This window comes from Cohnella suwonensis, assembly GCF_042655365.1.
GTDB classification, from domain to species: domain Bacteria; phylum Bacillota; class Bacilli; order Paenibacillales; family Paenibacillaceae; genus Cohnella; species Cohnella suwonensis.
In genome coordinates, this window is record NZ_JBHSMH010000113.1 from 196,362 (window position 1) to 216,811 (window position 20,450).

The window sequence follows — 20,450 nt, forward strand, 5'->3', positions numbered from 1 at the left end:
CATGGCATCCACGCCTTATCCGAAGCTGCAGGAGACGCTTTGGCACGAAAAGCTGGACAACGGGCTGGAGGTGTTCGTCCTGCCGAAGCCTGGCTTCACGAAGACGTACGCGACGTTCACGACGAAGTACGGCTCCGTCGACAACCATTTCGTTCCCCCGGACGGCGAACCGATTCGCGTGCCGGACGGCATCGCGCATTTCCTGGAGCACAAAATGTTCGAAGAGCCCGATGGCGATATTTTCTCCAAATTCGCTTCCCTCGGCGCTTCGGCCAACGCTTATACGAGCTTCGACAGAACGGTCTATTTGTTCTCGGCGACGGGCGAAGTCGCGCAAAATCTCGATACGCTGCTGCATTTCGTGCAAAATCCGTACTTCACCGACGAGAACGTGGAGAAGGAAAAAGGGATCATCGTGCAGGAAATCGACATGTACCGCGACAATCCCGACTGGCGCGTGTATTTCGGCTTGATCGAGGCGATGTACAGCAAACATCCGGTCCATATCGATATCGCCGGCACGGCGGATTCCGTCCGCTCGATCACGAAGGAAATGCTGTACGATTGCTACCATACTTTCTACCACCCAACGAACATGACGCTCTTCGTCGTCGGCGGCGTCGACCCGCAAGCGACGCTCGAGCAGGTGAAGCGGGACCAGGCGGCCAAGTCGTTCGCCAAAGGCGGGGAGATCAAGCGCTTGTTCGAGGCGGAACCGGCCGCGGTCAAAGAGCCGAATAAGGAATTGAAATTGCCGGTCTCGCTTCCGAAATGCTTGTTCGGCTACAAGGAGCAGCCGCCCGAAGGCGGGGACGCCGTGCGCCGCGAGCTCGCGACGAAGCTGGCGCTGGAAGCGCTGCTCGGCTCCAGCTCGGCGCTGTACCAGCAGTTGTACGACGATAACCTGATCTCGGACGGCTTCGGCCACGAATACAACACCGGGCCCGGCTACGCGTTCTCGATGATCGGCGGCGAGACGAGGGATCCGGACGAACTCGTGGCGCGAGTGAGCGACGCGCTTCGCGCGGCTGCGGACAACGGCATCCCCGCCGAGACGTTCGAGCGGACGCGCCGCAAAAAAATCGGAGCCTACTTGCGAATGATGAACAGTCCGGAATCGATCGCGAGCGAATTCACGCGTTACCGTCACAGGGGCGGCGATCTGTTCACCGTCGTCGAGACTTACGAAAGCTTGACTCTCGAGGAGACGAACGCGCGCCTGAAAGAACACGCGAATCCGTCGTTCCGTTCGGTGTCCGTCGTGAGGAGCGCCGATTCGTGAAGCGCGTCGCTCTCGTGACCGGCGCGTCCCGCGGCATCGGCGCCGCGGTGGCGCGTCGGCTCGCGGAGGACGGAGCCGACGTCGCGATCCACTTCTTCGCGGCGGCGGAAGCGGCGGAGGCGGTCGCGAACGACTGCCGCGCTTACGGCGGACAAGCCGTCGTCCTGCGGGCCGACATGCGTCTGCGCGGCGCCTGCTTGTCGATGAAAGAGCGGCTCGACGAGCTCGGCTGGACGCCGGATATCGTCGTTCATTGCGCGGGCATCGCCCATTACGGGCTGCTTGAGGACACGGACGACGACGTCTGGGACGGCTTGATGAACGTGAACCTGAAAGGCGCCCATGAACTCGTCAAAGCATTCGCGCCGACGATGCGCGGGAACCGATGGGGGCGCTTCGTCTTCCTATCGAGCGTCTGGGGATCGGTCGGCGCCGCGGGGGAGGCGGCCTACGCCGCTTCCAAGGGCGGGTTGAACGCGTTCGCCAAGTCGGCCGCGAAGGAACTCGCTTCCTCCGGCATTACGGCGAACGCGGTCAGTCCGGGCGCGGTGGACACGGACATGTTGTCTTCGCTCGGCGAAGACGACTTGAACGAACTCCGGCGGGACATTCCGCTCGGGCGGCTAGGGACGCCGGACGACGTCGCGCAGCTCGTCCGCTTTCTCGCCTCCGACGGGGCGGGTTACGTCACCGGGCAAGCGATCGGGCTTAACGGCGGATGGCATATGTAAAGGCAAAGCGCGAGACGCTATGCGAACGCGAACGCTCAAACTTCTTCATCCCGCGCATAGGCGCCGGCAATTATGGCTACATTAACGGCAAATCATTGGGAAGCCTCCGACAAGGAGGCTTCTTGCGCTCCCTTCGGGTAAGACGGCTTCGGCATGCGATGTCGAATGATCGCTGGGACTTTCGGCGCAATAATCCGTTTTTATTTTGCAGGATAATGCCGAGCGTTGTAGAATAAACAAGGATAGAACGTAAAATACGAATATTAGCGCCTTTAAAGACGATCATTCGCCCACGGGGCTTATATATTCAGGAATTATTTTCCTTTATTAGGATGAGGTGCAAGATGGAAATGAAACAGTGGTACATGGAATACAAAATTCACAAAAACCGTCCGGGCTTGCTCGGCGATATCGCATCGTTGCTCGGGATGTTGGAAGTGAACATCTTGACGATCAACGGCGTCGAAGACCGCACGCGCGGCATGCTGCTGCAGACGGACGACGACGAGAAAATCGAGCTGCTCGGCAAAATGCTTCGGAAAGTCGAGAACATTACCGTCAACACGCTTCGTCCGCCGAAACTGACGGACATTCTGGCCGTTCGCCACGGCCGCTATATCGAACGCGACTCCGACGACAGGAAGACGTTCCGTTTCACGCGCGACGAATTGGGGCTGCTCGTCGATTTCCTGGGCGAGTTGTTCAAGCGCGAAGGCAACCAGACGATCGGCTTAAGAGGCATGCCGCGCGTCGGCAAGACGGAATCGATCATCGCGGGCAGCGTGTGCGCGAACAAGCGCTGGACGTTCGTCTCGTCGACGCTGCTTCGCCAGACGGTGCGCAGCCAATTGTCGGAAGATGAGATGACGCTGAACAACGTGTTCATCATCGACGGCATCGTCAGCACGATTCGTTCCAACGAGAAGCATTACGGATTGCTGCAGGATATTATGGCGATGCCTTCCACGAAGGTCATCGAGCACCCCGATATATTCATCCGGGAATCCCAGTTCAATTACGACGTGTTCGACTGCATCGTGGAATTGCGCAATGCGCCGGACGAGGAGATCACTTACGAGAACTTCACGACGGCCGGCTTGGGAGACGAATATTGAACGCATGACGAACATAGAGCGGCGGTAACGCCGCCCGCGACACTCTTTCCGGGAGGTGACAGGCATGTCCGATTTGGGCGCCTTGCTGCGCAAAGCAAGGGAGCAGCGAGGGTACACGCTGGAGGACGTACAGGAATACACGAAAATCCGCAAACGCTATTTGGAAGCGATCGAGTCGGGCGATTACAAGGTGCTTCCGGGTTCGTTTTACGTGCGGGCGTTCGTCAAAACCTATTCGGAGACCGTAGGGCTCGACGCGGAGGAAGTGCTTCGGCTTTACCAGAAGGAGCTCCCGCAGAAGCCGACGGCCGATCACGTCGTCGCGGAGTCGAGAATGAAGCCTTCGCGGCGGAGCGTCCAGCATAACGACCGCTGGGGCAAGATCGCCGTTTCGCTTCTGATGTGGGCTTTCCCGATCTTGATCGCCGCCGTTATTTATATTTATTGGTCGAACAATAAAGAGGCGGACACGAAGGAGCTCGGCACGAATCCGCCGATCACGTCGGAAACGTCCACGCCGACGCCTTCCGTCAGCGCGTCTCCGACGCCTACGCCTTCGGCGACCCCGACGCCGACGCCGTCCGTACCCGCGGTCGCCGTCACGCTGAAGGAAACGAAAAACAAAATTACCTATTACGATGTTACGCCCGGCGCAGGCCACAAGCTGAAGATCGACGTGACCGGGGACGTATGGATCGAAGTCCGCGAGAACGACAAAAAGGGCAAAGTGCTGTATACGAAGAGCCTGAAGGATCCGATCGCGCTCTACTTCGACTTGACGACGCCGATCTACGTGAACGCGGGCCGCATGGATCACGTCGCGTTCTACGTGGACGAGACGACGCCGGTGTCCGACGCCGACAAAGCGGGATCGATCAAAGTCATTTTCACCCCGGTTACCGGTACTTCCGTCCAATGACCCGCCGATCGGCGAACAGTCAGTCCTCCTCCGGAGGGCTTTTTGTTTTAATCCGCGACGGCTCTCATGCTATAATGAAACGATAAATGGGTAATAGATGAAAGGAAGAGGATCCAATGGCATCGGAATACTCGTTCGACGTCGTCTCCAAAGTAGACTTCCAGGAAGTGAACAACGCGGTCACCCAAGCGATGAAGGAAATCGAGACGCGTTTCGACTTCAAGGGCAGCAAGAGCAGCATCAAGGTGGAGGGAGAACAGCTCGTCGTCGCTTCGGACGACGATTACAAGCTGAAGAGCGTCGTCGATATTCTCCAAACGAAGCTGATCAAGAGAGGCGTGCCGATCCTGAACATGGATTACGGCAAAATCGAGCCGGCTTCCGGCGGCACCGTACGCCAGACGATCAAGATGAGGCAGGGCATCGACCAGGAGAACGCGAAGAAAATGAACGTTCTCATCCGCGATTCGAAGCTGAAGGTGAAAAGCCAGATCCAAGGCGACCAGCTGAGAGTGACCGGCAAAAGCAAAGACGATCTGCAGGAAGTCATGGCTCTTCTCCGCGGAGCGGGACTGCCGCTGGAGCTTCAATTCAGCAACTATCGATAAACGATTCTCTCTTTTGACACGTATTTGGGCTTCGATTATACTGTTGTGGATAACAACGGTCGAACATTTGGGGGAAGTCATTCATGATAGAGAAAGTCAGCGTCGTCACGCTCGGCTGCGAGAAAAACCTGGTCGATTCCGAGATCATGTCGGGACTCATCCACGAACGCGGCTTTTCGCTCGTGGACAAGCCGGAAGACGCGACGGTCGTCATCGTCAATACGTGCGGCTTCATCGACGCGGCGAAGGAAGAATCGGTCAACACGATTCTGAACTTGGCCGAGCTCAAGGACACGGCGCGCCTGAAGGCGCTTATCGTATCCGGTTGCTTGACGCAGCGCTACAAAAAAGAATTGATGGAAGAAATGCCCGAGATCGACGGCATCGTCGGCACCGGGGATTTTCATAAAATCAACGAGATCATCGACGAGGCGCTTCGCGGTCGCAAGCCGGTGTACGTGGGCAACCCCGTCTTCAACTACGAGGAGAAGCTTCCGAGATTGCTGACGACGCAGCGGCACACGGCGTACGTCAAAATCGCGGAAGGCTGCGACAACGCGTGCACGTTCTGCAGCATTCCGATCATGCGCGGCAAATTCCGCAGCCGTTCGGTCGAGTCGATCGTCTCCGAAGTCGAGTCGCTCGCCGCGCAAGGGGTCCGGGAAATCAGCCTGATCGCGCAGGATTCCACGAACTACGGAACGGATCTCTACGAGGGATTTAAGCTCCCCGAGCTGCTGAACCGGGTCAGCGAAGTGCCGGGCATCGAGTGGGTTCGCCTCCATTACGCTTATCCGGGCTTCTTCACGGACGAACTGATAGACGCAATCGCCTCGAATCCGAAAGTATGCGATTATATCGATATGCCGCTGCAACATAGCGAAGATTCGATTCTCAAGAGAATGCGAAGGCCGGGCCGCCAGCGGGACGTTCGCGATTTGGTCGGCAAAATCCGCGCCCGCATTCCGGACGTGGCGCTTCGTACGTCGATGATCGTCGGCTTCCCCGGCGAGACGGAAGAAGACTTCGAGAAGCTGTGCGAATTCGTCCGCGAGATGAAATTCGACCGCCTCGGCGTGTTCGCCTACTCGCAGGAAGAGGATACGCCCGCGAACCGGTTGCCGGATCAATTGCCGGACGAGGTGAAGCAGTATCGCGCCAACACGCTCATGGAGATTCAGCGCGAATCCGCGAAGGATCTCGGGTCCAAGTTCGTCGGCAGAACGATCGACGTGCTCGTCGAACGTTACGACGGCCGCAGCGACGTGTTCGTCGGCCGCAGCCAATACGACGCGCCGGAAGTGGACGGAGAAGTCTACATCTCGAATTGCAAAGCGCAAATCGGCGAGATCGCCAAAGTCAGAATTACCCATGCTTACGAGTACGACTTGTCAGGGGAGGGAATCGCGTGAACCTCGCCAACCGAATCACGCTGGCCAGAATCTTTCTCGTTCCGATCGTGACGATCTTCCTGCTCGTCAGGCTCGACGTCGAACCGCTTACGATCGGCGACTACTCGATTTCGTACAACCAAGTGCTCGCCTTGCTCCTGTTCATCATCGCGGCGAGCACGGACGGGTTGGACGGCTACATCGCGCGCAAGCGCAAAATCGTCACGAATCTCGGCAAGCTGCTGGATCCGCTCGCGGATAAGCTGTTGATGGCCGCCGTCCTCATCGCATTGGTCGAAATGGAGAAGCTCGGCGCCTGGGTCGCCATCGTTATCATCAGCCGCGAATGGGCGGTAACCGGACTTCGCCAGGTCGCGTTGCTCGAAGGGGCGGTACTCGCCGCGAGCAAGTGGGGCAAATGGAAAACGGCGGTGCAGATCACGATGATCATCGTGCTGCTGCTGAACAATTTCCCTTTCAACTTCATCGATCTGCGCATCGACTTGGTCGTCGTGTGGGCGTCGGTGCTGATCACGGTGTATTCCGGCATCGATTACTTCGTCAAGAATAAAAATTTAATACCGGCCAGCTAATGAAGCGGCTGCCGTTCGCTGCAACAAGGCGAACGGCAGCCGTTCTCCGGTTCGTCGGGTAGAGGGGGCGCCATGTCATGAAAGCGGAGATCATCGCGGTCGGTACGGAACTGCTTCTCGGCCAGATCGTCAACACGAACGCCCAGTATTTGTCCCGGGGGCTGGCCGAGCTGGGCATCGACGTGTACTACCAGACGGTCGTTGGGGACAACAAGGAACGGCTCATTCAGGCGATCGATATCGCGCGGGGGAGGGCGGATCTGCTCGTCTTCACGGGCGGGCTAGGCCCGACGTTGGACGATCTGACGCGGGACGCGCTCGCGGAGCGTTTGGGACTCGGCGTCGCGTTGCATGCGCCGTCGATGGCGAAGATCGAGGCGATGTTCGCCGGGCGGGGAGGCGCGTTCATCGAAAGCAACCGCCGCCAGGCGCTGCTGATCGAAGGAGCGACGCCGCTTCGCAACGATACGGGGCTCGCGGTCGGCAACGCCATTGCGGTCGACGGCACTTGCTATCTGCTGTTGCCGGGCCCGCCGCGCGAGATGAAGCCGATGTTCGACAACGACGGTTCGACTTGGCTGAGGGAACAGCTCGGGCCGTCGCGGGCGTTGCACTCGGTGCTGCTGAAGTTCGCGGGGATCGGGGAATCGGCTTTGGAAGACTTGCTGATCGATCTCATTCGGGAGCAAAGCGATCCGACGATCGCCCCTTACGCGAAAGAGGGGGAAGTGGCGATCCGCGTGTCGACGAAAGCCGGCGACGCCGCGGAAGCGGGCAGCAAGCTCGAGCGGACGCTGTCGCTCATCCGGGAGCGGACGTCCGCGTACTTGTTCGCGGAGGAAGACGTTCCGATCGAGGCGACGATCGTCCGCAAGCTGACGGAGATTCAGAGGACGCTGGCGCTCGCGGAAAGCTGCACGGGCGGGCTCGTGTCGCAGCTCGTCACGACGGTGCCCGGAAGCGCGGTCGTCTACGTCGGCGGCGTCGTCTCGTACAGCAACGGCGTGAAGCATAAGCAGCTCGGCGTTCCGATGGCGCTGCTCGAAGGGCCGGGTGCCCCCGGCGCGATCAGCGCGGAGACGGCCGCGGCGATGGCCGAGGGCATGCGCGTAGCGGCGGACGCGGACTTCGCGCTGTCCGTCACCGGCAACGCCGGTCCCGGGGCGTCGGAGGAGAAGCCGGTCGGCCTCGTCTACGTCGGCTTGGCCGAACGGGGCCGAGGGACGCGGGTCGAGAAGCTGCAGATGTCCGGCGACCGCGAGGGCATCCGCATCCGCGCGGCGAAGCGGGCGCTGTACATGCTCTGGCAGTCGCTGACGGGGCGCGCTTGAGCGGAGGCACCGGGAGCGCGTGCAGGTTGCCGCGCGGTGGAGGCGTGGTTGAGGTTGGTTGAGCGAGGTCGCTGGCCGCCATGAACCTCCCAGCCGCATAGGTCCCCAATCGCCATCCGATCCGCGGTTTCGCGAAAATGTGACGATAAAATGTCGATACTTGTCAATTTTCGCCTGTTATGATAAAGTGGACTAGAAAGTTGCGGAAGAACCGTAGCGAAGATTACTTTGCTGCGGTTCTTTTTTCGCAAAATAATCGAACAAATGTTCTCAAAATGCTTGGCAAACGGATAGAAACACGGTATGATGAACCTATCAAAGAAAAGGATGTGGGTGTGTTGTCGGATCGTCGCGCCGCATTAGACATGGCCTTGCGCCAGATCGAGAAGCAATTCGGTAAAGGTTCTGTAATGAAATTAGGAGAGAGCGCGCAGCGTATGGTCGAGACCGTCTCCAGCGGCGTCTTGGCGCTCGACATTGCTCTTGGCATAGGCGGTTATCCTCGCGGACGGATTATCGAAGTGTACGGACCGGAATCTTCCGGTAAGACGACGGTTTCCCTTCACGCGATCGCGGAAGTGCAGCGCAATGGCGGTACGGCAGCGTTCATCGACGCCGAGCACGCGCTGGATCCGGTGTACGCGAAGAACCTCGGCGTGAACATCGACGAGCTGTTGCTCTCGCAGCCTGACACGGGCGAACAAGCGCTCGAGATCGCAGAAGCGCTCGTGCGCAGCGGCGCGGTCGACATCATCGTCGTCGACTCGGTCGCGGCGCTCGTCCCTAAAGCGGAGATCGAAGGCGACATGGGCGATTCGTTCGTCGGCCTGCAAGCGCGCTTGATGTCTCAAGCGATGCGCAAGCTGTCCGGGGCGATCAGCAAGTCCAAGTGCCTCGCGATCTTCATTAACCAATTGCGCGAGAAGATCGGCGTCATGTTCGGCAATCCGGAGACGACTCCCGGCGGACGCGCGTTGAAGTTCTACGCCAGCGTACGTTTGGACGTTCGCCGCGTGGAAGCGATCAAGCAAGGCAACGACGTCGTCGGGAACCGGACGAAGATCAAAGTCGTCAAGAACAAAGTCGCGCCTCCGTTTAAGCAAGCGGAAGTGGACATCATGTACGGCGAAGGCATCTCGAAGGTCGGTAGCATCGTCGATATCGGTACCGAACAGGATATTATCCAGAAGAGCGGAGCTTGGTTCTCGTACAACAGCGAGCGCCTTGGTCAAGGCCGCGAGAACGCGAAGCAGTTCTTGAAGGATAACCCGGATCTGAGCAACAAAATCGAGAAGCAGATTCGCGAAGCATTGCTCGCTTCCTCGCTTGCTAACGCGGGATCGGCGACGTTCTCCAGCGACGAAGAGGACGACGAGGAGTTCGGCGAAGACGAAGCATAAGTTCGAATCGCATGCCGAGTCGAACCGATCATTCATCGATTGGACGCTCGCGCATCGGACGAGAACGAATTGAACATTTCAGTTGGAAAGCAGCGGCATAGTATGCCGCTCTTTCTGTTTTCTAGGAAAGGAGCTCATGACGATGTTCGGGAGACGGACGGGGGCCGGGAGAGGCGCCGTCGACAGCAAAGGGAAGAAGCCTGGAGGACGCCGTACGCAAGCGGAGTCGAACAAACAGACTGAACTAGAAGCGCCCGTAATAAGCGCGGAAGTCGTCGGCATGGAGCCGCATCCGCGGAAAGCCGGCATGTATAGGATTACTTTGCTCGCCACGGTGGAAGAGCTCGCCTATGAAGACAATGGCGATGCCGATGACGACGATGACGCGGCAAGCGGATTAACATCCATCCATGCTGTGCAAGCGGAGAAGGTTGAGAACGACTGGAACAGCGAGGTTGATGCGCTCATCGCAGGGGCAAAGGCGGCAGCGGCGCTGGACGATATGGAGTCGGATACGACAGAATCGGCGGAATCCGGGGAGAAGCGCGTCGAGACGGTCGTGACCGTTCACGAGGATACGTTAATCGGTTGGCGACTGTTGAAGGGACGTAGATTGTCGGCGGAAGAGTACGGGGAGCTGAAGCGGGAAGAACGAAAGGAAGAAGCGTATCGCTCGGCGCTTCATATGTTGGAAGCGAAAGCCCGTACGACGGCCGAGCTGACGCGCGCGTTGAAGCGCAAGGGCTACGAGGCCGACGTAGCGGCCGCGTGCGTGGAGAGGCTCCAGGCGCGCCGGATGGTGGACGACGCGGCCTACGCGAGGCGGTTCGCGGAGCAACGCGTCGCGGGACACCGCAAAGGCCGGATGCTCATCCGGCAAGAGCTGTTGCAGCGGGGCGTCGCGCGCGCGGAAGTGGACAGCGCGATCGGCGGGCTCGACGGCGGCGTGGAGCAAGAGGCGGCGAATCAGCTTGCCGCGAAAAAATGGCCTTCCGCCAAAGGAGAAATCCGCGAGCGTAAAATGAAGGTGATGGGCATGCTTCTGCGCAGAGGCTACTCCAACGCTATAGCAAGGGAAGCGGTAAGGCTAGCAGCGGAAGCCGCTGCCTTGGAAGCTGCGGACGACCCCTATGAGGAATGGTCGGACGGTTACGATGCCTCGGACGACGTCGACGGAGCCGGTTATCCGGACGAATAAGGCTGCGCGATCGGGTAACGAGAGTTGCCGCCGCAGAAGCGCCGGACGTGCCGATGATGCTTGCAAAGACTGGATAATCGCCGCATGGACAAGCTTTCGCTTCTCCGATCGCTTCGACATCATCGTTACCGTCGCCGAAGCGTCGCCGGTGCCGATGATGCTTGCAAGACCGGATAATCGCCGCATGGACAAGCTTTCGCTTCTCCGATCGCTTCGACATCATCGTTACCGTCGCCGAAGCGCCGGACGTACCGATGATGCTTGCAAGACCGGATAATCGCCGCATGGACAAGCTTTCGTTTCTCCGATCGCTTCGACATCATCGTTACCGTCGCCGAAGCGTCGCCGGTGCCGATGATGCTTGCAAGACCGGATAATCGCCGCATGGACAAGCTTTCGCTTCTCCGATCGCTTCGACATCATCGTTACCGTCGCCGAAGCGCCGGACGTACCGATGATGCTTGCTTGACAATCTATTTTCGCAAAAGATAAAATGATTTTGTATTCCATCTTCCCATCCGTACGTTTTTTCCTTCCAAAAAACGATCCGGAACGCGTTTTTTCGACCCTTAAAGCTTTGTTCACATGTAATCGAACGGTTTGGAAACCGGAAGTCAATTGAATAAGTATCCCCAAGCGGTTGCCTTGGAGATGCAACGAGGAGGTGAAAGACCATGGAATCATGGATCTGGGTCTTGATCATTCTCGTTGTTGGCGTTCTTTGCTTTGGGATCGGTTATGTCGCTCGCAAATCCATTGCCGAAGCCAAAATTTCCAGCGCCGAAGCCGCTGCCCTTCAGATCGTCGAATCGGCGAAGAAGGAATCGGAAGCCGTCCGCAAGGAAACGGTGCTGGAAGCCAAAGATGAGGTGCACAAACTCCGTAACGAGGCGGAACGCGATATTCGCGAACGCCGCAACGAAACTCAACGCCTGGAAAGGCGGCTATTGCAAAAGGAAGAGTCGCTGGATCGCAAGCTCGAAGCGTTGGAGCGCAAAGAGGAGCAAGTCGCCAACAAAGAGAAACGGATCGACGAGGTTCAAAGCCAGATCGAGCAGCTGCAGAAGCAGCAGATGATCGAACTGGAGCGCATTTCCAACCTGTCGGTAGAAGACGCGAAACAAATGATTTTGTCGACGGTGGAACAGGAAGTGCGTCACGAAACGGCTCAACTGATCAAGGAAATCGAGCACCAAGCGAAGGAAGAGGGCGACAAGAAAGCCCGCGATATCATCTCGCTCGCTATCCAGCGTTGCGCCGCGGACCACGTGGCGGAAACGACGGTTTCCGTCGTCTCGCTGCCTAACGAAGAGATGAAAGGCCGTATCATCGGTCGCGAAGGGCGGAACATCCGTGCGCTGGAGACGCTCACGGGTATCGACCTGATCATCGACGATACGCCGGAAGCGGTCATTCTGTCCGGCTTCGATCCGATCCGCCGGGAAATCGCGAGGACATCCCTCGAGAAGCTCGTCGCGGACGGACGCATTCACCCGGCCCGCATCGAGGAAATGGTGGAGAAGTCCCGCAAGGAAGTCGACGAGCGGATCCGCGAGTACGGCGAACAGGCGACTTTCGAAGTCGGCGTTCACGGCTTGCATCCGGACTTGATCAAGATTCTCGGCCGTCTGAAATTCCGGACGAGCTATGGCCAGAACGTGCTCAAGCATTCGATGGAAGTCGCCTACCTGACCGGCTTGATGGCCGGAGAGCTCGGAGAAGACATCACGCTTGCGAAACGCGCCGGCTTACTGCATGATATCGGCAAAGCGCTCGACCACGAAGTGGAAGGCTCGCATGTCGAGATCGGCGTGGAATTGGGCAAGAAGTACAAAGAACATCCGGTCGTCATCAACAGTATCGCATCCCACCACGGCGACGTGGAGGCGACTTCGGTCATCGCGATGCTCGTCGGCGCGGCGGACGCGCTCAGCGCGGCCCGTCCAGGCGCTCGCCGCGAAACGCTCGAGACTTACATTCGCCGTCTCGAGAAGCTCGAAGCGATCTCGGAGTCGTTCGACGGCGTCGAGAAGTCGTACGCGATTCAAGCCGGACGCGAAGTCCGCGTCATGGTTCAACCCGAGAAGATCGACGATACCGAGGCGTTCCGCTTAGCCCGGGATATTACGAAGAAAATCGAGGGCGAACTGGACTATCCGGGACACATCAAAGTTACCGTCATTCGTGAAACCCGCGCGGTGGAATACGCGAAATAACGAAATAAATTTCGGAATGCAGGGAAGGATGAGAAGTGGCTGCGGCAACAAGCAGCCACTTTTCCCTTTTTTTCGCGACAAGAGCAGAAGGGCAGTTGAAACTTATGAAAGTCGTATTCATCGGAGATATCGTCGGCAACGTGGGCCGCGACGCGGTCAAGCGCCTATTGCCGTGGATCAAGGACAAATACAATCCCCATATCATCATCGCCAACGGGGAGAACGCGGCGGGCGGCCGCGGCATTAACGCGCAAATTACCCGGGAGCTGTTCGAGTGGGGCGTTCACGGCATTACGATGGGCAATCATACGTGGGATAACCGGGACATTTTCGAGTTCATCGACGACGAACCTCGCTTGGTGCGCCCTTCCAATTTGCCGCCCGGCACTCCGGGCAACGGCAGCATGATCGTGAAAGTCGGCGGTAAGGAGCTCGGCGTCGTGAACTTGATCGGGCGCACGTTCCTGCCTCCGTCGGATTGTCCGTTCCGGACGGCCGACGAAGAAATCGAGGCGCTTCGGCGCCGCACGAAATGCATTCTCGTCGACTTCCACGCGGAGGCGACAAGCGAGAAGATCGCGATGGGCTGGCATTTGGACGGCCGCGCGTCCCTCGTCGTCGGCACGCATACGCACGTGCAGACGAACGACGCGAGAATTCTGCCCGAAGGCACGGCGTATTTGACGGACGCCGGCATGACGGGTCCGCGCGACGGCGTTCTCGGCATGGAGAAAGAGACGGTGCTTCGCCGCTTCATCACCGGCATGCCGGGCCGCTTCACGGTCGCGGAAGGCAAGTGGACGCTGAACGGCGTATTCGTCGACATCGACGAAGCGACCGGCAAAGCGACGAAAGTGCAGAACATTTCCTTGGACGAGGACACTTGGATCGCCGTATAATCGGTTATCCTAGCGGGTTCGCGCTTACAAGATCGACCCTTAAAGACTCCGACGCCATCCGGCCTAGGGGTCTTTTGGCTTTGCGGCTACCCCGGAACGCGTAGAACTCTAACGGTTCCCATCCGAACGGGAAACAAAAGAAGGAATTATCGTTCGGGTTACCGAATAAGTATGCCTTAGTGGGCCCATCCTGTGATTCCGATGCATTCCCGATGCAACCAACAAAGTCGCGGGTTGTCATAAGAGGAGGTACTGGTCATGGAAGTTCTGAAGGTTTCCGCAAAGTCCAATCCAAATTCCGTAGCAGGCGCACTGGCAGGCGTTCTTCGCGAACGCGGAGCTGCCGAACTGCAAGCGATTGGCGCCGGGGCGCTCAACCAAGCGGTGAAAGCCGTCGCGATCGCGAGGGGTTTCGTCGCTCCGAGCGGCGTGGACTTGATCTGCATCCCGGCTTTCACGGATATCGTCATCGACGGAGAAGACCGCACGGCGATTAAGCTGATCGTCGAACCGAGGTAAAACAAAGCTAGCCGATGTCGACCTGTTCAAGGACGGCAGCCGAGCCCGCGTCGTCATGACGCGGCGGCTGCGTCGTTGCGACAGGTTTTTTTGTGCGCGGAAGAGGGGATAGATCGGTCATGACGAAGGGGGATGCAAGATGAGGATTACGGATTTGCACGTCGACGTCATCTGCAAGCTGCTGGACAATCCGGGAGCCAAGTGGAACGCGACCGGAGCCGAAGCGATCTTCGACGCGACGCCGGAGCGTCTTGCGGCCGGAGGGATCGGCTTGCAGGCGTTCGCGCTGTTCTTGCCGGAGGATTTGCCGTCCGATCCGGAAACGGTATTCCGCGGCGCGGATCTGTTCTGGAGCGAGGTGCTGACGGCCAAAGGCATGAAGCTGATCCGCAGATCCGGCGATCTCGAAGCGGCCAGGCAGGAGAATAAGATCGGAGCGCTGCTCTCGCTCGAAGGCGCGGACGGGCTTCAAGGCAAGCTGTGGGTGCTGCGCCTGCTCCATCGGCTCGGCTTGCGCCTATTGGGCCCGACATGGAACCATTCGAACTGGGCGTGCGACGGGGCGATGGAGCAGAGAGGCGCGGGGCTGACGAAGGCGGGTCGCCGCCTTGTTACGGAGTGCGAAAAGTTGGGTATCCTAGTAGATGTGTCCCATTTGTCGGACGCCGGCTTCAGGGACGTCGCGGAGATGGCTTCGCGTCCTTGCTTCGCGTCCCATTCAAACGCGCGTTCGATCGTGGACCATCCTCGCAACTTGACCGATCTTCAGATCCAAACTCTCGTCTCCACCGATGGAATCATCGGCATCACGTTCGTGCCTTGGTTCCTTACGACGGAGGAACCGGCCACGATCGACGACGTGCTTCGCCACGTCGAGCACGTATGCGCCCTCGGCGGCGAGACCAACATCGCGTTCGGGTCGGACTTCGACGGCATTTCCCGGCACGTGGACGGACTGTCCCATCCGGGCCAATACCCCGCGCTTGCGGAAGCATTGCTGAAACGTTATCCGGAGCGGCTCGTTGAAGGCTTTATGGGTGACAACGCTTACAGGTTTTTCGCCAAAAATCTGCCGAAATGAATTGATCGCGTGCAATCGATCTCGGATCGGCAACGATCCGATCGCAAACTAACATATTTCCGTTACGCGAATACTTCTTGCAATTTACGTTCCTTAAACATAAACTTTATTACGGTAATATAAAATATTATAGGGTAATTGTGTCGAAATACGACGACTTAGAGATTAAGAGGAGATGGGCATGTGATCAGTCAACTGTCATGGAAAATTGGCGGGCAGCAAGGGGAGGGCGTGGAAAGTACGGACCGTATTTTTTCCACCGCGCTGAACCGGCTGGGTTACTACCTGTACGGGTACCGGCACTTTTCCTCGCGGATCAAGGGCGGACACACGAATAACAAAATCCGCATCAGCACGAAGCCGATTCGGGCGATTTCCGACGATCTGGATATTCTCGTGGCGTTCGACCAAGAGAGCATCGACCTGAACGCGGGAGAGCTGCGGACGGGCGGCGTCGTCGTCGCGGACGCGAAGTTCGGTCCGACGATTCCGGAAGGCGTGCAAGCGCGGCTATTCGCGGTACCGATTACAGCCATCGCAGAAGAATTAGGCACATCCCTCATGAAAAATATGGTTGCTTCTGGCGCTTCCTGGGGGCTGCTTGGCCTGCCGATGGAAGTCTTTTATAAAGCGGTAGAAGAAGAGTTCGGACGCAAAGGGCCGGCGATCGTCGAGAAGAACATCGAAGCGGTGCGCCGCGGCGCGGAATTCGTGTTGGAGCAAGCGGGAGGTCCGCTCGACGAATTCAAGCTCGAGGACGCGGACGGTCAGCAGAAGCTGTTTATGATCGGCAACGAAGCGATGGCGCTCGGCAGCTTGGCGGCGGGATGCCGTCTCATGTCCGCTTACCCGATCACGCCCGCTTCGGAGATCATGGAATACTTGATTAAGAAGCTGCCGAAATTCGGCGGTACCGTCATTCAGACGGAAGACGAGATCGCGGCCGTGACGATGGCGATCGGCGCCAACTACGGCGGCGTGCGCACGATGACCGCATCCGCGGGCCCGGGTCTCGCGCTTATGATGGAAGCGATCGGCTTGTCCGGCATGACGGAGACGCCTCTCGTTATCGTCGATACGCAGCGCGGCGGTCCTTCGACCGGCTTGCCGACGAAGCAGGAGCAATCGGATATCAACGCCCTCATCTACGGCACGCACGGCGAGATTCCGAAGCTCGTCGTCGCTCCGAGCACGATCGAGGAATGCTTCTACGATATGATCGAAGGGTTTAACCTCGCGGAAGAATATCAAATTCCGGTCATCATCGCGACGGATCTTCAGCTGTCTCTCGGCAAGCAGACGTCCGAGCCGCTCGATTACGAGAAAATCGTCATCAAGCGCGGCAAGCTCGTGACGGAAGAGTTGCCCGCGAACGAAGACAACAAGCTGTTCAAGCGTTACGAGCTCACGGAAGACGGCATTTCCCCCCGCGTGCTGCCGGGTGCCAAGCACGGCATCCACCACGTGACGGGCGTCGAGCACGACCAAGAGGGAAGACCGTCCGAGAACGCGCTCAATCGCGAGAAAATGATGGACAAACGCTTGGGCAAAGTTCGCGACCTGCGAGTGACGAACGCGATCAAGGCGGACGCGCCGAACGCGACGCCGGATCTCCTGATCGTCGCGATGGGCTCCACCGGCGGCACGATCGAGGAAGCCCGCGGACGGCTGACGGCTGACGGCGTGACGACGAACCAGATCATGGTCCGGCAGATGTTCCCGTTCCCGTCCGAGCTGCTCGAGCCTCACTTGGCAGCCGCGAAGCGCATCGTCGTTCTCGAGAACAACGCGACGGGCCAGCTCGCCAACTTGATCAAGCAAAACATCGGACACCACGACAAAATCAAAAATCTATTGAAATACGACGGTACGCCGTTCTTGCCTTCGGAAATCCACAAAGCCTGCAAGGAGCTGATCTAACGGATGGCTACATTCAAAGAGTTCCGTAACAATGTCAAGCCGAACTGGTGCCCGGGCTGCGGCGACTTTTCCGTGCAGGCTGCGATCCAACGGGCCGCCGCGAACGTCGGCCTCGAGCCCGAGCAGCTCGCGGTCATTTCGGGAATCGGCTGCTCCGGCCGGATCTCGGGTTACATTAACGCTTACGGCTTGCACGGCATCCACGGCCGTTCGCTTCCGATCGCGCAGGGCGTTAAGCTCGCGAACCGCGAACTGACGGTCATCGCTTCGGGCGGAGACGGAGACGGCTTCGCGATCGGCATGGGCCACACGGTTCACGCCATTCGCCGTAACCTCGATATTACGTACATCGTCATGGACAACCAAATTTACGGGCTGACGAAAGGCCAGACGTCTCCTCGTTCGGCGGAAGGCTTCAAGACGAAGTCGACGCCGGAAGGTTCGATCGAGTCGACGCTGTCTCCTCTCGAGATCGCGCTGTCCGCGGGCGCTACGTTCGTCGCGCAATCGTTCTCCAGCGACTTGAAGCAGCTAACGTCCTTGATCGAGCAAGGCCTGAATCACAAAGGCTTCTCGCTCATCAACGTGTTCAGCCCTTGCGTCACGTTCAATAAGGTGAACACGTACGACTGGTTCAAGGAAAATATCGTGAATCTGGAGCAATTCCCGGATTACGATCCTTCCAACCGCATCGCGGCGATGACGAAAATCATGGAAACGAACGGCATGCTGACCGGTCTGGTCTATCAGAACAAGGAACGCAAATCGTACGAGGACCTCGCGGTCGGCTTCAAGGAAGAGGCGCTGTCGAAGCAGGACATGATGCTTTCGCGCCAAGACTTTGACAAATTGTTGACGGAGTTCAAATAAGAGGGTTTCCCAAGAGGCGCGCGGGTTTTGTCCCGCGCGCCTCTTGCGTTATACTGAAAGCAACATACATCTTGGAAATCGCGCGAAGGTAGGGGGAGCGAACGATGACGATAAGCAAAAAGGTACCGATCGGCGTATCCGCGCGCCATATTCATTTGTCCCAAGAGCACGTGGAAGCGTTGTTCGGGGCGGGCGCGAAGTTGACCGAATTCAAGCCGCTCTCGCAGCCGGGCCAATTCGCGGCGAACGAGACGGTAGCCGTGCACGGACCGAAAGGCTCGTTCGCTACCGTTAGGGTGCTGGGTCCCGCGCGTTCGATGACGCAGCTGGAAGTGTCCCGCACGGATGCGTTCGCGCTCGGCGTCCAGGCGCCGGTACGAGAGTCCGGGAACATCGAGGGCACGCCGGGCATTCGCATCGTCGGTCCGGCGGGCGAGGTGACGGTGGACAAAGGCGTGATCGTGGCGGCGCGGCATATTCATTTCCACACGTCGGATGCCGAGAAGTGGGGCATCGCGGACAAGATGATGCTGGCCGTGCGGGTCGGCGGCGAACGCGGTCTCGTCTTCGAGCAGGTGCTTGCGCGCGTGTCGGATCTATATGCGCTGGACATGCACATCGATACGGACGAGGGCAACGCGACCGGGGCGAAGACGGGAGATTTCGGCGAGATCGTAGGCTGATTCCGCTACCCGAATGTGCTATAATTGACCATTGGATAGCTACGCGCATCCGGCGAGTTCGACTTCGACGAGACGAAGGAAGTGAACGGCATAATGTCCGATCATGCTAAAGATTACTCCAAATATTTCGATTTCTCGGATGCGAAGCTGGTCGGCCGCGAAGACGGCAAGACCACTTACCGGATCAACGGCCGCAACGTGCAGATCAACGCGGCGCCCGATTACCGGGAAGAGAAGCAGCGGGGAAAAGAAGCGGTCAGCGTCCATTACGAGAACGCGGTTCCGGAGGAGCTAAGAACGCTCGGCGCCGGCAGGAAATATATGATTCAGACGTACGGCTGCCAGATGAACGAGCACGACACGGAAGTGATGAGAGGCTTGTTCGAGGAAATGGGCTACGTCCAGACGGAACATCGCGCGGACGCGGACGTCATTCTGCTGAACACGTGCGCGGTCCGAGAGAACGCCGAGGACAAGGTGTTCGGAGAGCTCGGGCACTTGAAGGTGCTGAAGCAGCAGCGTCCCGAGCTGATCTTGGGCGTATGCGGCTGCATGTCCCAAGAAGCGTCGGTCGTGAACCGAATTATGCAGAAGCACCCGCACGTCGATCTTATTTTCGGAACGCATAACATCCATCGGTTGCCGCATCTGCTCCTGGACGCCCACTTCGGCAAGGAAATGGTCATCGAGGTATGGTCCAAGGAAGGCGATATTGTCGAGAATTTGCCGAAAAAACGGACCGAAGGCTTGCGCGCGTGGGTGAATATCATGTACGGTTGCGATAAGTTCTGCACGTACTGCATCGTTCCTTACACGCGGGGCAAGGAGAGGAGCCGGCTGCCGGAGGACGTCATCGCCGAAGTGCGGGACTTGGCGCGGCAAGGGTTCAAGGAGATTACGCTGCTCGGGCAGAACGTGAACGCGTACGGCAAAGATTTTACCGATCGGGAATACCGGTTCGGGCACTTGATGGACGAGATGCGCAAGATCGACCTCCCGCGCGTTCGGTTCACGACGTCGCATCCCCGCGATTTCGACGACCATCTGATCGAAGTGCTCGCCAAGGGCGGCAATCTCGTGGAGCATATTCACCTGCCGGTACAATCCGGCAGCTCGGACGTACTGAAGCGGATGAGCCGGAAGTATTCGCGCGAGCGGTACTTGGAGCTTGTCGACCGCATTCGCCGGAACATTCCGGGAGCGGTGCTGACGACGGACGTCATCGTCGGGTTTCCCGGCGAGACGGAAGAGCAGTTCGAGGAGACGCTGTCGCTCATGCGTGAAGCGGGCATGACATCGGCCTACACGTACATCTACTCGCCTCGGGAAGGAACTCCGGCCTACGACATGGCGGACGATGTTCCTAACGAAGTGAAAAGGAATCGGCTGGCGAGGCTAAACGAATTGATCGGCGAGCTGTCGCTCGAGCATCATCGGGAGCTTGTCGGGGAAGTCGTCGAAGTGCTCGTCGAGGGCGAGAGCAAAGCGAACGTGAACGTGCTGTCCGGGCGCAGCCGATCGAACAAGCTGATTCATTTCGAAGGGAAGAAGGAATGGATCGGACGGTTCGTGAACGTGCGAATCACGGCGGCCCAGACTTGGTACGTGAAAGCCGAAGCGATCGGCGAGCCGGTCCCGGAAGTTTCCGAGCTGGCCGAGCAAGCGGGATAAGACAAGGCAATAGACCATAACGA

19 protein-coding genes are annotated in these 20,450 nt (G+C 58.5%); 18 read left to right on the top strand and 1 reads right to left on the bottom strand.

The features are described from left to right. Position 1: 1 nt before the first annotated feature. From yfmH to ACFPPD_RS25730, 10 genes are all read left to right on the top strand, one after another. Entirely contained in the window at positions 2-1,282 is a 1,281-nt protein-coding gene (gene yfmH, locus ACFPPD_RS25685; RefSeq protein ID WP_209746758.1) for an EF-P 5-aminopentanol modification-associated protein YfmH, read from the top strand. Further along, complete coding sequence (gene ymfI / locus ACFPPD_RS25690; protein WP_209746756.1) at positions 1,279-2,013, top strand: elongation factor P 5-aminopentanone reductase; 735 nt, start codon at positions 1,279-1,281, stop codon at positions 2,011-2,013. Before yfmH ends, ymfI begins: the two co-directional genes overlap by 4 nt. A 344-nt stretch (positions 2,014-2,357) precedes the next feature. Then, positions 2,358-3,128: a DUF3388 domain-containing protein gene (locus ACFPPD_RS25695; RefSeq protein WP_209746754.1), complete on the top strand. Its 771-nt coding sequence runs from the start codon at positions 2,358-2,360 to the stop codon at positions 3,126-3,128. Between the two features lie 64 nt (positions 3,129-3,192). Continuing rightward, positions 3,193-4,047 (top strand): helix-turn-helix domain-containing protein, encoded by an 855-nt coding sequence (locus ACFPPD_RS25700; RefSeq protein WP_209746752.1) that lies wholly within the window; start codon positions 3,193-3,195, stop codon positions 4,045-4,047. 116 nt (positions 4,048-4,163) lie between these two features. Then, positions 4,164-4,655, top strand: a complete 492-nt coding sequence (locus ACFPPD_RS25705) for a YajQ family cyclic di-GMP-binding protein (RefSeq protein WP_209746750.1) — start codon at positions 4,164-4,166, stop codon at positions 4,653-4,655. Between the two features lie 83 nt (positions 4,656-4,738). Continuing rightward, positions 4,739-6,067 (top strand): 30S ribosomal protein S12 methylthiotransferase RimO, encoded by a 1,329-nt coding sequence (gene rimO, locus ACFPPD_RS25710; protein ID WP_209746748.1) that lies wholly within the window; start codon positions 4,739-4,741, stop codon positions 6,065-6,067. Then, positions 6,064-6,639 carry a CDP-diacylglycerol--glycerol-3-phosphate 3-phosphatidyltransferase gene (pgsA, locus tag ACFPPD_RS25715; protein ID WP_209746746.1) on the top strand — a complete coding sequence of 192 codons (576 nt, stop codon included), beginning with the start codon at positions 6,064-6,066 and terminating at the stop codon, positions 6,637-6,639. The genes rimO and pgsA overlap by 4 nt, the downstream gene beginning before the upstream one ends. 77 nt (positions 6,640-6,716) lie before the next feature. Then, positions 6,717-7,970, top strand: a complete 1,254-nt coding sequence (locus ACFPPD_RS25720; RefSeq protein ID WP_209746744.1) for a competence/damage-inducible protein A — start codon at positions 6,717-6,719, stop codon at positions 7,968-7,970. A gap of 338 nt (positions 7,971-8,308) precedes the next feature. Then, complete coding sequence (gene recA, locus ACFPPD_RS25725) at positions 8,309-9,370, top strand: recombinase RecA (RefSeq protein ID WP_209746742.1); 1,062 nt, start codon at positions 8,309-8,311, stop codon at positions 9,368-9,370. A gap of 142 nt (positions 9,371-9,512) precedes the next feature. Continuing rightward, complete coding sequence (locus tag ACFPPD_RS25730) at positions 9,513-10,568, top strand: regulatory protein RecX (protein WP_209746740.1); 1,056 nt, start codon at positions 9,513-9,515, stop codon at positions 10,566-10,568. Between the two features lie 125 nt (positions 10,569-10,693). Here the strand turns inward: ACFPPD_RS25730 and ACFPPD_RS25735 are convergent, their stop codons facing one another. After that, positions 10,694-10,960: a hypothetical protein gene (locus tag ACFPPD_RS25735; RefSeq protein ID WP_209746738.1), complete on the bottom strand. Its 267-nt coding sequence runs from the start codon at positions 10,958-10,960 to the stop codon at positions 10,694-10,696. Positions 10,961-11,242: 282 nt separating this feature from the next. On the opposite strand from ACFPPD_RS25735, the gene rny reads away from it, so the two are divergent. The 8 genes from rny (at position 11,243) to miaB (ending at position 20,427) form a co-directional block, all read left to right on the top strand. Then, entirely contained in the window at positions 11,243-12,784 is a 1,542-nt protein-coding gene (gene rny / locus ACFPPD_RS25740) for a ribonuclease Y (protein ID WP_209746736.1), read from the top strand. A gap of 104 nt (positions 12,785-12,888) precedes the next feature. Then, positions 12,889-13,683: a TIGR00282 family metallophosphoesterase gene (locus ACFPPD_RS25745; RefSeq protein WP_209746734.1), complete on the top strand. Its 795-nt coding sequence runs from the start codon at positions 12,889-12,891 to the stop codon at positions 13,681-13,683. A gap of 258 nt (positions 13,684-13,941) precedes the next feature. Further along, positions 13,942-14,202 carry a stage V sporulation protein SpoVS gene (spoVS, locus tag ACFPPD_RS25750; RefSeq protein ID WP_027084382.1) on the top strand — a complete coding sequence of 87 codons (261 nt, stop codon included), beginning with the start codon at positions 13,942-13,944 and terminating at the stop codon, positions 14,200-14,202. Positions 14,203-14,341: 139 nt separating this feature from the next. Beyond that, a complete protein-coding gene (locus ACFPPD_RS25755) occupies positions 14,342-15,283 on the top strand; it encodes a dipeptidase (protein WP_209746732.1) in 942 nt (313 codons plus the stop codon). Between the two features lie 183 nt (positions 15,284-15,466). Further along, on the top strand, positions 15,467-17,203 hold the full coding sequence (locus ACFPPD_RS25760) for a 2-oxoacid:acceptor oxidoreductase subunit alpha (protein ID WP_209746730.1): 1,737 nt from the start codon (positions 15,467-15,469) through the stop codon (positions 17,201-17,203). A 3-nt stretch (positions 17,204-17,206) separates the two neighbouring features. Next, the gene (locus tag ACFPPD_RS25765; protein ID WP_209746728.1) at positions 17,207-18,073 is read left to right on the top strand and encodes a 2-oxoacid:ferredoxin oxidoreductase subunit beta; all 867 of its coding nucleotides are present in this window, start codon (positions 17,207-17,209) and stop codon (positions 18,071-18,073) included. Between the two features lie 110 nt (positions 18,074-18,183). Further along, positions 18,184-18,756 carry a phosphate propanoyltransferase gene (gene pduL / locus ACFPPD_RS25770; protein ID WP_209747084.1) on the top strand — a complete coding sequence of 191 codons (573 nt, stop codon included), beginning with the start codon at positions 18,184-18,186 and terminating at the stop codon, positions 18,754-18,756. A 93-nt stretch (positions 18,757-18,849) separates the two neighbouring features. Continuing rightward, the gene (gene miaB, locus ACFPPD_RS25775; RefSeq protein ID WP_209746726.1) at positions 18,850-20,427 is read left to right on the top strand and encodes a tRNA (N6-isopentenyl adenosine(37)-C2)-methylthiotransferase MiaB; all 1,578 of its coding nucleotides are present in this window, start codon (positions 18,850-18,852) and stop codon (positions 20,425-20,427) included. The last annotated feature ends 23 nt before the right edge of the window (positions 20,428-20,450 follow it).